We start from the raw sequence: 12,317 nt of genomic DNA, 5'->3' as shown, positions 1-12,317 counted from the left end.
ATGCCGCGGCGAGCCTCTGAATAAGTGCAAAAGACCATTGGATCTTGGCCCCTTCCATAACTCTGACAGCCACAATCGAGCATAGGCCCAGAACTTGTATGACACGTCCAAGCGGGGTGCTCCGATCCAGTGGCCGACCTTCACGCGGAATGATTGCACCCCATGAAAATCTGACATTGTTCTATTCGAAAAAATTCTTGAAAAACACAGCGCTTATGTATCGCGATGAGCCTATCCGGAGTTAACTCTTATGGACTAGAAAACGCGGCTCAGAGCGCTTTGATCATGAGACAGATTGGCGTTCCATTGGGGTGAGTTGGCATGCTCGTCAGCGCGTCGATGAGAGGCAAGTGGCAACAAAACTCACAGCACCTGACAAGATTGAGATTCTATGACAGACTTGCTTTATGAAAAGCTGGTTCGCTCATAGATATCTTGATCTGCTCGGGTCGATTTACATTTATAACGAGCATCGCGGATACACGGCGCTTGATCGGGTGCTGGAAGCGGTGAGGGCGAAGCATCCGGAGGCGACCGAATTCATCTCTGCTGTCGAAAAACATCGCGCAGATGAACGCAAGCATTACGTCATGTTCAAACGCTGGTTCGAACTGCGCGGGACGATGCCGATCGCGCTCGACCGGGCATTCGGTCATATTGATCGCTTCATCGAGATCACTTTCGGCAGTTCGATTGACGACCTCGACACTGACGCCATCATCGCCAGTGACGATCTGTTCGAACGGCTGTGTAGGGTTATCTCGCTGACCGAAAAGCGCGGATTGAAGCAGATCGAGGTCTTGCTCGATCACCCGATCGTCAAGACAGACAAAGCGCTCATGCGGATTTTCGAAGTCGTGCATGTGGACGAGCCGAGCCATTTCGAGCCATATGATGAATGGCTCGCGGAAAATGCGCGCCGCCAACCCAATTCCTGGGAACGTTGGATCGACTGGATGATCCATTCGGAACTGCTGTTCATCAAACTTCCACTCCTTTTCCTCTGGTTTGGCGCTCCACGGCGGGCTGAGTGGCATGATGCGGGTGAAGACAACCCGCGTCCTATGCCGCTCTCCGCAGCATCAGTGTGAAAATCAGATGGTGCAAGTGCACTTATCAAAGCCGTGATCTCTCGATTTTTCACACGCCGCGTTGGCGCGATGCTGGTGCGCAACACAGTGGTGAGCACAGGCGTCTTTGTGATCGGATTGGCTGTCCTGTGGGTCTTGGTCGAACAGGCTGGAACCGATCCTGTCCTGTCCACTGCAATCAGCTTTCTGATCGCCAACAGCATCCATTATGTGTTCGGCCGGACATGGATTTTCGCTGGCACCGCGAGGGGGTCTCAACCGGCTACGCGCTTTTCTTGGGCAATGCGATTGTTGGACTCGTAGTGACTGTCGTAATGTTCTGGGCGCTGACCACTTGGACATCCATGCACTACCTGGTTGCCCGCATCCTTGTGTCTGTTTTCGCGGGCTTGGCAGTTTTTGCGCTCAACGCTTCGTTCAATTTCAAACGGATTTGATCCGAACAGAGAATTCGGTTCAATCGAGCCGGCGCGGATGAACCGCAGATAATTTTTGCCATGCGGCTGGTAAGCGCGGACGCCGTATTCGCGCTGCGATAGATGTTGCAGATCTCCAGCTCTGTCCTCGGACGCACCTTCTGCATGGTAAAGCGTTGGCAATATGTAGGTTGATAGCGATGCCGACCTGCCCGGCGGCAGGCTATGACACGACCGGCGAGGGCGCCTTCGTAGGAACCAGGTTAAATTCGGGCAACGCGGCGATACAAGGGCTGCAAACTGTCTATCTTTTATCAGGTGATCGGCTGGTAAATTCGCCTTCTTGTCGGTAGGCCCATGCTGTCAATTTCTAGCATTCCTCAAGACCATTCCATTTTTAAAAGCAGCATGATGCCAAGTCCGCCAGGACCATGTCTTCGCAAATCTAGCTCACTACGATCAGTTTGTGGGCTTCCTTCGTATGTTGAATGCTGAGCGTAATCGTCTTGCGCACCTGAGCCTCGGACAGACCCGCCATGCTGCCCAATGCGATGAAGAAGGCGGCCATTTCCTGGTCGATGCCATCGGTTCCAAAGACAATGAGTTTCTGTCCCGTTGCAAGCCAATTTCGAGTTCTCTTCGCGATCCGCTTTTGCGCTTTGGCGAAGCGGTGAAAATCCCAATCATCCGGATTGCCCGCAACAATTGGTAATTCGGATGAAAGCATGCGCAATTCTTGGGAAAGTTTGATCAAGTCCCAAGCTGCTGACACCCGCTCGTGCAACACCTCGAAGTCAGAAATCGCGCGGCTCCGACCGGGGCCCAGGCCAATCGAATTCGCGATCGCTTCCGATGCGTCCCGTTTCGACCATTCCTTTTTGCCGAGGCCCATCATGATCTCCAGATCACTACCAGACCTCATCCTGAGGGGCGCAAGCGCCGCTTTCAAACCGTTACGGTGCCGGCTTAGCTTGCCGCTGTCGGTGCCGGTCGCGGTCGCAATCCGCGCATTGACCGAATCGCGCATCGTCTGCTCGGGGATGGCATGGAGCACTTGCAGGATTTGATTGCCGGTCAAGGGAAGCGCTACGTCCAGCACAGCTGGGACCGAACGGGCACTTCCAGCTGCGAACCAATCATTGACCGCAGCCTCCGCTTCTCCTGCTCCCTTCTTTGTAATCAGCCCGTATTCGAGGAGGTCCCCGATCAAAACCTCCAATTCATGCGAACTTAGCCCTTTCTCATCCCTGCGCCGCAGGTTGAGGCCCAAGTCGAGGATATCTGGGTCGGCAGGCGTGCTCGCCGCATCCCTTGCGCGAGCTATGCTGATGACATCGAAGAAGGTCGCCTCGGTGGTTTCCTTGTCGCCAAAGGCGTTGGTCGAGATGTCCTGTGCCTGCCCTCGCGACAGGATCGTGACGTTGCCGCGGTGATCAACTTCGATCTCGGCCTTGCCCGAGAACACCGTACTGAAATCAGCCTGCACGCCGAACCCGACGAACGCACCGCTATTGGTCTCCTGGTGCGCGACAACGCGTTTAAGGTTGGTCCCCTCCTCGAAAGACACATGCATATTGGGGTCAAGAACCAGCATCGAAAGGTCCGCAAAGTTACCTGACAACAGCGTTTCGAATTCGTCTTGCGATGCGCCAGGGAACAGTTTGGCGTTGATTTCGATGGTGCTATCGTCAGATCTGACTGTCGCGTAGGTGACGCTGAGGCTGACTTGGCGGTTGGCGGCCTTTGTCAGTGCATTCATCGCTTTCTTCACTGTCGCGTCATATTCGGCCAGAAGTCTACGAACACCCGCAAACGCGTCGTCTGCATTGGCGACAACTCGGTTAACGTCGGCACCTATCCGTTTAAGGGTATTGGCGATCTTTTCGCGTTTCGGCTTGGTACTCGTGGCCGTCTGCAGCTTTTTCGTCAGATCGGTCTTCAACTCGTTCGTAAGCTTTTTCAGCTCTCCGAGCACGGCATCGCCCTTGTCCAGCGAAGCAAATAGCGGCAACCGAGCCTTGAGTGCGGTAAGCAGCGTTTCGGCCTGCTCGTCGACCTCGCCGAACCCTGCCGAGACAAGACGATTGAGCGCACCCTCGACTTCCTTGGCGAGAAAATCGCCTGTCGCAATACTCGACGCCTCTGACGTGCCCAGCAATATGCTCATATCGGCATTTATTGCGGCTGCGATCTGATCGTCATCCAACAGGTTGTCGACCACATCGGCGAGGGCGCTGCCAGCCTTTTCGCGCAAATAGGTACCCGGTTTGAGGAACGGCTCGATGGTTGAGAGCGCATCGTCCCACTCGGCAACCAGCGGTTCCAGCTGCGCGTGAACGTAATCTGCCAGCTCGCCGAACTCGAGCACGATGGTGACGCCGAGCGAAGCCGTGTCACGCTGGCTAGTTTGACCTGATACAACGAGCCGCAGGTCGGGATCGATCGCGTTGGCCGCGCCCATACGGCGCAGTGAAACCTGGAACTTGCGCTTGCGAACCAGCGTAGCCTTGAACTCGAGGTCGATTGCAGCCCGACCGACGGCAGGAATGTCGAAACCCCGGCCTACCGAGACCTGCATCTGTGCAGTGATCCCGCCGCGCAGCATGAGGTCGTATCCGAAAAAGTCGCTCGCCGAATTCATCGCCGATCTGACCGCGGCAAGGTCAAACGGGTTGGGGACGTGCGCGAGCCGTGTCGCCGCGGCTCCGCACAGCAGGAGGCCTTGGTCGAGCCGGCTCGAAATAGTAGTCGAGACTGGTCGCACCATCGACCGCTATCGAGGCGCCGACAGAGCCGAGGCCGAAGGGCGCTGCCGCATCGCCCTTCGCCGACAGCTTGCCGGACACGCCGATCCGCACGCAGCGGCTGCGAGGGGTATCGAGCGAATAGGGCCAAAGCGCGCCGCCTTCGAGTGCCAGCTCGGCCTTGCCGCCTAGGTCGAAATCGTAATTCGCACCATTCGCATCATCGGCCGCGGCTTCGGCATTGCCCGCGTCAATCAGGCTCCAGCCAACCGCCCCGATGTTCTTCGAATGCACGCTCTCGGGATTTTGCGAGAGTGGGTGGATAAGGCGCTCGGCGTTCTTGACCCCGGCCTTCTCGAACGCGGCTGAGATCTTCTCACGATGCTTTTTGAGGCTTTCGAATTCGCCGTCGAGACCGATCGTAGAAAAGGCGGTTCGAACCTCGTCCTTGTCGATCTCTTCGGCGATGCTCTCGATAAAGCCGACCGCCGAGGTGAAACCGTCAATGTGAGGCGCTAGGTCCGCCCACCCGTGCGCCACTGCTTCTATAGCGCGCAAGGCTTCTATTTCTTCTGAGAGATCAAGTACCTGAGCGCCCGATTTAAGCAGATTCTGCAAATTTTTCATCCGATATCACCCACAACAGCGAGATTCTCGTGATTTCTTGAGGGTAATTTGTTCTGTTTCGACAAGTCAATTAAGCAAATTGAGGTATGGAAAGGACCCTCCAAGTTCACAATTTTATAAAGTTTCAACTAATTCTCTATGATTTGGCTGAATATCTAAATTCGTGTGCATCGATCTCGATTCGAGCATTTGCATGACACTTGATGCGAATTCATGCACTTATCGCAAATACGAAGATCAATGGTCGTCGAAATATGCGGGATGCGGAGACGCATCGAAAGCGCCGGGTCTTTGAGCTTCTCGCGCAGGAAACGCGCTGTATGTTCGCTTTGGTCAGAGCAGGCGTGGGCGCGGATTACGTGTTTAGGATTGAGGCCCAAATCCGGTCTCATGTGCGAACAATATCAAAGAGATATTGATGGCATCGCCTCGGATTAGCTGCACGTGCCTCATCCGCACCACCTTCGGCGCCGCCGCTTGGTGGCTCGGTTCTTGAACTGGCCGATTTTCGAACTCTCCAAGCAATTTGACCGCAACGGCTGGGCCCAACTTGTTGGCCCGGAATCGAGCTATCTCGATGGCAGACTTGATCCGAATTGTTCCAACCGCGCAGCGAGGTCGCGGTACGTTTGGTTGGGCGATGCCGAGTTTGAGAACAGTAGGATCAGCGTGCCATCGCCGCTGCGATATTCGAACATTTCAAACCCTCGCATCGAACCGTTGAAATTGACGGTCTGGCCGAGAAACTGCGCACGCGCTTCGGGCGGCAATATCTCAGAGGTCTGCACGAAACGGGTAAACCGAATGATATCATCGAGTGTCGAGACCATCCCGCCGCTGCCCATGACAAGCCAGCTCGTCGGCCCCCAATTCGGCCCGATATTGGGTAAACCGACAATGCTGGCTCCGCCGCCTACAGCGAAATCTTCAATTCGGTATCCCATCGCGTTGCCGTAAAGGCCGGTATGGGTCATCCCTGCGGGCGTCAGGATCTGCTCCGTGAGGTACTCGATGTAGGGTGTTCCGACCGCGATCTCGATAATGGCGGCTAGGAAAGAAAAGCCCGCATGGGAATGGCCACGCCGCTCGCCTGGCTCGAAACGCAGATTGGCCGCGAGGATACGGCGCACCAACTCGTCGCGCGTGATCCAGCTCAGGTCGGGGTCCCAGTCGGTTTCGTTATCGACGAAATCAGGGAGGCCGCTCATGTTGTCGAGAAGGTGGCGCACGGTCAGGCTGGCTTTGTCCGCCGGCACGTTAGCGACGTATCTCGAAATCGGGGCATCGAGATCGAGCAAGCCCTGAGCGCTTGCGATCCGGGCGAGGGTGGTCGTGAAATCGATCGGCTGCGAACCGACACCGAAGATCATCTCGGTGGTCATCGCGCGGCCAAGAGCGCGGTCGGCATAGCCTAGGGCAGTGCGGGTCAGCTCTTCTCCATCAACCATGGCATAGACAACACCGTCGAGGCCCGCTTTCTCAGCCATCCCTAGCACCTCGTCGAGATTCTCCGGCGTTATTTCTGGCAGGCTTAATCTGGCATCAGCGTCCTCCACATGGATAGAATTGATCCTGAAGGGCGCATCATCCTCGAGAGTAAAACTGATTGCGACGCGGCCTTGCGGGCTACCGAGCGTAAGGCGATATGTCTGATCCATGATATCCAGACCTGAACTGCTCGCCTGACGGGCAGCGCCGACCAGTTGTTCACGCAGGGCCGCAAGTTTGGCAGCGGAAGTCGCGGCGCGAAAACTTTCCGAAAGATGGGTTGCCACGAAGTCATCCCATTCCGTCCGGTGGATTGTTTCAAGCGCCATGACTCGTTCTTCGGCTCGAATATCGCGGTCATTGCCCGCCGAAGGAGACGCGCCGCCCCCGCTTTCGAGCGTGATGCGGGTCACTCCTTGCGGCGTAACATCGAGATGCAGCATTTGGCGGCCGGCTGCACTTGACAGCATCAGCGTGACCCCGCCCGGGCGCCCTTCAACATCTATTCCGTCGGGAAAGCCCCCGATGGCGCTGCGAATGGCCTCGACTTCGGCAATATTCGCGGCGCGTTCAGCGGGCTTTATCTGTGTCATCACATTATCGACGAAATGTGCCGCCGCGTCGTCCTCACTCGATCGCAGCATCGCGACAGTCCTGTCGACAGCATCACATATGAATTGCGGTGGTCCGTCCTGCGCCAATGCGGGAAGCGCCCCGATTGCCAGCGCGAATATCAGCGCTGCCGCAGTCACCCTGTGATGAACCGTCTTTACTAAAATTCGAACAGTCATCTTCAATCCTCCATGAGCCTTGAATGGACGCTCAATTGGGGAGACGACTTCAAGCCCGTATCAAGAAGGCCACCAGTCATTCGCAAGGCGATTGTGCGAAAGCACGACTTTCGTAAGTCGACAGTGGATCGGGCGCTGGTTTTCGCTCGGAAATTCAACGGCTTTGGGCCTGATTGACATCCCCTTGACTTGGCAATGCGATGTCGCGGCGAGTGGCGGCGTCATCTGCTGCGCGCTAGGATACATCCCGCAAGCGCAAAAAATCCGCTCGACTGCTACTCAGGAGAATATGTGCAGACCGGAAGCCCTCCCCGGATACTGGTTGTCGAGGACAATAAGACAACCGCGGAATCGATAGCTCTCTTTCTGACGGATGCAGGGTTCGCTCCGGTCCTCGCTGCCACCGGCGAAGAAGCGCGTGAGCGGCTCGAAGGCGAGCGCATCGATCTCGTGCTACTCGATTTGAATTTGCCCGACTTCGACGGGCTGGAAGTCTGCCGGCGGATCAAGGGCCAACATGATGTGCCGGTCGTCATGCTGACTGCGCGGTCCTCGGAAGAGGACATCGTGACTGGGCTGGAGATCGGGGCGCAAGACTATGTGTGCAAGCCATTCGGCTCGCGCGAACTCATTGCCAGGGTGCGGCGCATTCTGCGCGATCATGGGGAGGAACCGAGTACCGTTTTGCAGCATAGCGACCTAGTCCTCGACCGCGACAAGCGTGTGGTAATTCTGTCAGGCGATCCGGTCAGTCTTACTCGCAGCGAATTCGAGTTGCTCGCAGCACTGATGTCGCGGTCGGGCCGTGTGCTCACTCGCGCGCATCTGATAGACCTTGCGCTAGGCGATGATTTCGACGGCTTCGACCGCACGATCGACACGCATATCTGGAGCATCCGGAAGAAGCTGGGCGAGAGCCGTGCCGATCCCCGCTTCATCTTCTCCGAATTGGGCATCGGATACCGTTTTGCCGGTGGGTAACAAGAGCCTTTTCATTCGACTGGCAGCGCTCATTCTGGGCATCATTCTGCTTGCCGTATGGGCGACCATTTCAGCCATGCACTACTCGGTGCGCGAGGAATTCACCGAAGTCAGCGAGGCGGCAATTTCCAAGAACGCGGCCTCGGCGAGCGCCCTTGCCGAACTGGCACGCGAATTGGCAAATGCGGAGCAGCCCATCGGTGAAGTCGCCCGCGAATTTGCCGAACGGCGAGACGATAGTCCCGATTTTCTTCTCCTCGACAACAATCTCGAGCCGCTGTTCGCGAGCAATATCCTGTTTGAGAACGTGAAGGCTGAATTCGATCCGCGTGGGCTCCTTTCCATCAACGCCAGCGGCGGATCGGAGGAACAAACCAGACTGGAACTGGTGACGGACCGCTTTCAGCTGATCAGGCGCCCCGACGACGAGATTGTAGCATACCTCGTCGCGGTGCCGCCGCCGCCGAGCTCGGTCGACGGGGCCGCTTTCGCCAAGGGCGCCTGGATGCGGATCGCGCTGTGGCTTGCCCTCATCGTGATCGCCGGGATGGCGCTTGCCGCGATTGTCCTTCGCTGGGCAGTGCGACCGATCGACCAGATCACCGAAGCTGCGTTGATGTTAAACAGGGGAAAAATGCCCGCGAAACTCGAGAGTCCGCATGTCAGCGAGTTGAAGGAGCTCTTTTCCGCGTTCAATTCGGCCACTGCGACGCTCGGACAAACTGCCGAATTGCGCAAGCAGATGATTGCAGATGTGGCGCACGAGCTTCGTACACCAATCACCAATCTGCGTTCGCAAGTCGAAGCGTTCGAGGCTGGCTTGATCGAGAACCGTGATGGGTTGGCGGCGAGGCTGACGAGCGAATTGTCCCTGCTGGAACGGCTGATCGATGACTTTCAGCAACTTGCATTATCGGAGTCCGGGCAATTGCGGATTGCCAGTGTAGAACTTGACCTGGCTGAATTCGCATCGTCGATTGTCAGTACGGCGGCGGGAAAGTCAGGCTTCAAAGTCACCGACAACTTGTCAGCGCCCATCATGATCATGGGCGATCCGGACCGAATTCAGCAAGTTCTGCTAAATCTAATCGAGAATGCTCTCAGACATCGCCGCGAGGGACTAGTGATCCGGTTGGATCCGATCGCAGATGACGCGCACCGCGGGCTTCGCTTTTCGGACAATGGGCCGGGCATTGCCGAGGGCGCGAACGAGCGGATCTTTGATAGATTCTATCGCGGCGAGATTTCACGTGAGCAGGATCGCGCCGGCGCCGGGCTGGGTCTCACCATCGCCCGCAGCTTGATGCAGGCAATGGGAGGCTCGATCATAGCCGCTCCGCGCGCACAAGATGGTCCGACCGGCGCTCGGTTTGAACTGGTATTTCGCCAACCTGAAGGAGTGGCATGAGACTACCTGGATTTGCGAACAGCACCGCTCTGCCCGCTGACCGTGTCCGGCCATGCAGCGCAAATTGTCCTCGTCCTAGATCAGACCTCGCGCTTCCCAGTGGTCTGCGCTTTGATCGCCCGTGTCTGTGCGGTTGTATAGCTCGGCAATGGCTTTGTCCTGCGACAGAAATACCTCACCGTGGAGGTCTTCGAGGAAATCCGATTGCGCCAGACGGTCCATTACCGGCCCTTTGACCTCGGACAGGTGCAAAAGAATGCCGGCGTCCGACAATCGGTGGTTGATCGCCTCCAGACTTTCCAGCCCCGACGCATCGATCGAGTTGATGGCTGAGCACATCAGCACGACATGGCGCAACTCGGGCTTTTCCGCGACCCGCTCTAGCACATATTCTTCGAGCCAGCGGGCGTTGAGGTAGGTGAGGCTTTCATCGATGCGGATCGAGAGGATATGCGGCCAGGTAACAACCTCGTGCCGATCGACATTGCGGAAATGCTCCGTCGCCGGGACCTTGCCCACAATCGCTGCGTGTGGGCGCGAGGCGGTCCAGAGATAGAGCAGCAGGCCGGTCCCGACCCCGGCGATCACTCCGATTTCCACCCCTGCCATCAGGGTCACGCCTATCGTTGCGATATGAGCGAGAAAATCGCTCTTGGAATAGCGCCACAAACGCCCGGGTGTGCGCAAATCAACGAGGCTGAGCACAGCGACAATGATGGTTGCGGCGAGCGTCGCGACGGGGAGCGCGAAAAGCAGCGGCGTGAGGAAAACCGAAGCCAGAGCAATACCGACAGCGGTAAAGGCGCCTGCAGCAGGCGTTCTTGCTCCGGCGTCGAAATTGACCACCGACCGCGCAAATCCGCCGGTAACCGGGTACCCTCCTGACAGGGCGGATGCGATATTGGCCCCGCCGAGGCCGATGAGTTCCTGATCCGGCGAAATGCGCTGTCGCCGCTTGGCTGCCAGGGTCTGCGCGACGGATACGGACTCAACGAAACCGATTATCGAAATGAGAAGGGCGGGGACGAGCAATTGTCCCCAAAGGCCCGGATTGAGACCGGGAATGCCGAGTGGAGGAAGGCCGCTGGGTATCCCGCCGACAATGGCCACGCCGCGCTCGGAAAGATTGCCCCAGCTTACCGCCAGTATGGTCGCGACGACGGCGAATACCGGCCCGGCTTTGGCAAGGATATCCGCGAGGCGCGGGCCGAGGCCCATCCGCTCGAATGCGGGCTTCGCGCCCTTGCGTACCCAGAACAGGAATACAATGGATGCAGCGCCGATAAGGACAGTCGGCAGGTTCCAGCGCGCAAGGTTCCCGGCCAGCGAACCGAGCAATTCGGGCAAGGTATCGCCGCCCGCTTCGATCCCGAGGATGTGGCGCAGCTGGCTGGTCGCGATCAGGATACCGCTCGCCGTAATGAAGCCCGAAATGACTGGATGCGAGAGCAGGTTGGCGAGAAAACCCAGTCTCAGCAGTCCCATGACCGCCAGCATGATGCCCGATATGACGCCGAGAGCGATGGCGGCTTCGAGATATTCCGGCGTGCCCTGCGCCGCTACGCTGCCCGCCGCCGACGCTGTCATCAACGAGATCACGGCAACCGGACCGACCGCAAGTGTGCGGCTGGTCCCTAGCAGCGCATAGGCGATGAGTGGCAGGATCGAAGCGTAGAGGCCAACGACCGGCGGCAATCCGGCAAGCAAGGCATAGGCGAGGCTTTGCGGGATGAGCATGATCGTGACGATCACGGCCGCCATCATGTCGCTGCCAAACGCCGCTCCGTCATATCGCCTGCCCCAATCGAGGATCGGGAAGAAGCGTGCCAGCCTATCCAAGGCCAAGGCTCATTTCAGCTGTCTGCATGGTCGGACCCCCGGATCGCATCCTATGCGGCGACCGCGCGCTTCGGGCCGTAATCGGCATATAGCCGGTTGAGCCACATCCCCGCCAGCATCGCGATGGTGAACACAATCGGCTGCCAGTCGGCATAGGCGAAACCGGCAATGGCCGGGCCGGGGCAATATCCGGCAAGGCCCCAACCGGCGCCGAAAATCGCTGCGCCGGTGATCAATTGCCGGTCGATTGTTGTGTTTTCAGGGATGTAGAACTGAGTGTTCAGAAACGGCTCCCGCAGCTTGCGCGATACTGCAAAGGCGATAGCAAACGGAATGATTGCTCCGCCCATCACGAATGCGAGGGCAGGGTCCCAGTCTCCGAAGATATCGAGAAAGGCGAGGACGCGGGCCGGATTGACCATATCCGACAGCGCAAGACCGCCGCCGAACAGGATGCCGGTGAGAAGGGCGATTGTTATGTGCCTCATATCAGCCTCCTGCGATCATGAAGCGGGCGACCGCGACGACCATGAAGCCCGCGAGCATGAAGGTCGCAGTCGCCGCAAGCGAGCGGGGCGACAATCGCGACACGCCGCAGACGCCGTGCCCGCTCGTGCAGCCATTGCCCATGCGAGTACCGAAACCGACCAGCAGGCCCGCGACGATCAGCAAAGGCACGGACGAGGTCACAATGACCTCCGGCGTCCTCACCCACAAGCTGACGAGATAGCCGCCAACTGGCAGTCCGAGAACAAATGCAAAGGCCTGGGCGCGCGGAGCTCCTGAATCAGCTATGCCAAAGGCGCGAGCAGCAAGGCCGCTTATCCCTGCAATCCGCCCCGAGAACAGAAGGAGGAGGCCCGCAGCAAGTCCGATCAGCAACCCGCCGGACAAGGCAACAAGAGGATCGAGTGGTTGTAGCATGTCAGTTC

11 protein-coding genes are annotated in these 12,317 nt (G+C 57.8%); 4 read left to right on the top strand and 7 right to left on the bottom strand.

Annotated elements, in window-relative coordinates; translation table 11 throughout:
* Positions 1-407 precede the first annotated feature (407 nt).
* Positions 408-1,091 (top strand): ferritin-like domain-containing protein, encoded by a 684-nt coding sequence (locus tag AC0L39_RS13315; RefSeq protein ID WP_473258569.1) that lies wholly within the window; start codon positions 408-410, stop codon positions 1,089-1,091.
* A gap of 69 nt (positions 1,092-1,160) precedes the next feature.
* Positions 1,161-1,394, top strand: a complete 234-nt coding sequence (locus tag AC0L39_RS13310) for a GtrA family protein (RefSeq protein WP_473258566.1) — start codon at positions 1,161-1,163, stop codon at positions 1,392-1,394.
* Here the strand turns inward: AC0L39_RS13310 and AC0L39_RS13305 are convergent.
* The 4 genes from AC0L39_RS13305 to AC0L39_RS13290 form a co-directional block, all read right to left on the bottom strand.
* Positions 1,346-1,690: a hypothetical protein gene (locus AC0L39_RS13305; protein WP_473262487.1), complete on the bottom strand. Its 345-nt coding sequence runs from the start codon at positions 1,688-1,690 to the stop codon at positions 1,346-1,348. The two genes, AC0L39_RS13310 and AC0L39_RS13305, sit on opposite strands and share 49 nt — an antisense overlap.
* Before the next feature lie 262 nt (positions 1,691-1,952).
* Entirely contained in the window at positions 1,953-3,728 is a 1,776-nt protein-coding gene (locus AC0L39_RS13300; protein WP_473258564.1) for a hypothetical protein, read from the bottom strand.
* A 442-nt stretch (positions 3,729-4,170) separates the two neighbouring features.
* Complete coding sequence (locus AC0L39_RS13295; protein ID WP_473258562.1) at positions 4,171-4,809, bottom strand: hypothetical protein; 639 nt, start codon at positions 4,807-4,809, stop codon at positions 4,171-4,173.
* Between the two features lie 638 nt (positions 4,810-5,447).
* Complete coding sequence (locus tag AC0L39_RS13290) at positions 5,448-7,118, bottom strand: serine hydrolase domain-containing protein (protein ID WP_473258561.1); 1,671 nt, start codon at positions 7,116-7,118, stop codon at positions 5,448-5,450.
* Positions 7,119-7,448: 330 nt separating this feature from the next.
* On the opposite strand from AC0L39_RS13290, the gene AC0L39_RS13285 reads away from it, so the two are divergent.
* Both AC0L39_RS13285 and AC0L39_RS13280 read left to right on the top strand, forming a co-directional pair.
* Entirely contained in the window at positions 7,449-8,138 is a 690-nt protein-coding gene (locus tag AC0L39_RS13285) for a response regulator transcription factor (RefSeq protein ID WP_473258559.1), read from the top strand.
* Entirely contained in the window at positions 8,131-9,546 is a 1,416-nt protein-coding gene (locus AC0L39_RS13280) for a sensor histidine kinase (protein ID WP_473258557.1), read from the top strand. Before AC0L39_RS13285 ends, AC0L39_RS13280 begins: the two co-directional genes overlap by 8 nt.
* Before the next feature lie 75 nt (positions 9,547-9,621).
* Here AC0L39_RS13280 and AC0L39_RS13275 read toward each other — a convergent pair whose 3' ends face one another.
* The 3 genes from AC0L39_RS13275 to AC0L39_RS13265 are packed head-to-tail and all read right to left on the bottom strand — an operon-like array spanning position 9,622 to position 12,309.
* Entirely contained in the window at positions 9,622-11,385 is a 1,764-nt protein-coding gene (locus tag AC0L39_RS13275) for a SulP family inorganic anion transporter (RefSeq protein ID WP_473258555.1), read from the bottom strand.
* Positions 11,386-11,435: 50 nt separating this feature from the next.
* On the bottom strand, positions 11,436-11,873 hold the full coding sequence (locus AC0L39_RS13270; RefSeq protein WP_473258552.1) for a DUF6691 family protein: 438 nt from the start codon (positions 11,871-11,873) through the stop codon (positions 11,436-11,438).
* 1 nt (position 11,874) lies between these two features.
* A complete protein-coding gene (locus AC0L39_RS13265) occupies positions 11,875-12,309 on the bottom strand; it encodes a YeeE/YedE family protein (RefSeq protein ID WP_473258549.1) in 435 nt (144 codons plus the stop codon).
* Positions 12,310-12,317: the final 8 nt, after the last annotated feature.

The organism is Erythrobacter sp. K21-9 (assembly GCF_055808355.1).
Note: the sequence above shows the minus strand (reverse complement) of the source record. Positions and strands in the feature narration are given on the sequence as shown.

Bases quoted from the DNA above. Each gene is read 5' to 3' on its own strand.
- AC0L39_RS13265 (WP_473258549.1), bottom strand. From the start codon at position 12,309: ATGCTACAACCACTCGATCCTCTTGTTGCCTTGTCCGGCGGGTTGCTG.
- AC0L39_RS13315 (WP_473258569.1), top strand. From the start codon at position 408: ATGAAAAGCTGGTTCGCTCATAGATATCTTGATCTGCTCGGGTCGATT.
- AC0L39_RS13270 (WP_473258552.1), bottom strand. From the start codon at position 11,873: ATGAGGCACATAACAATCGCCCTTCTCACCGGCATCCTGTTCGGCGGC.
- AC0L39_RS13310 (WP_473258566.1), top strand. From the start codon at position 1,161: ATGCTGGTGCGCAACACAGTGGTGAGCACAGGCGTCTTTGTGATCGGA.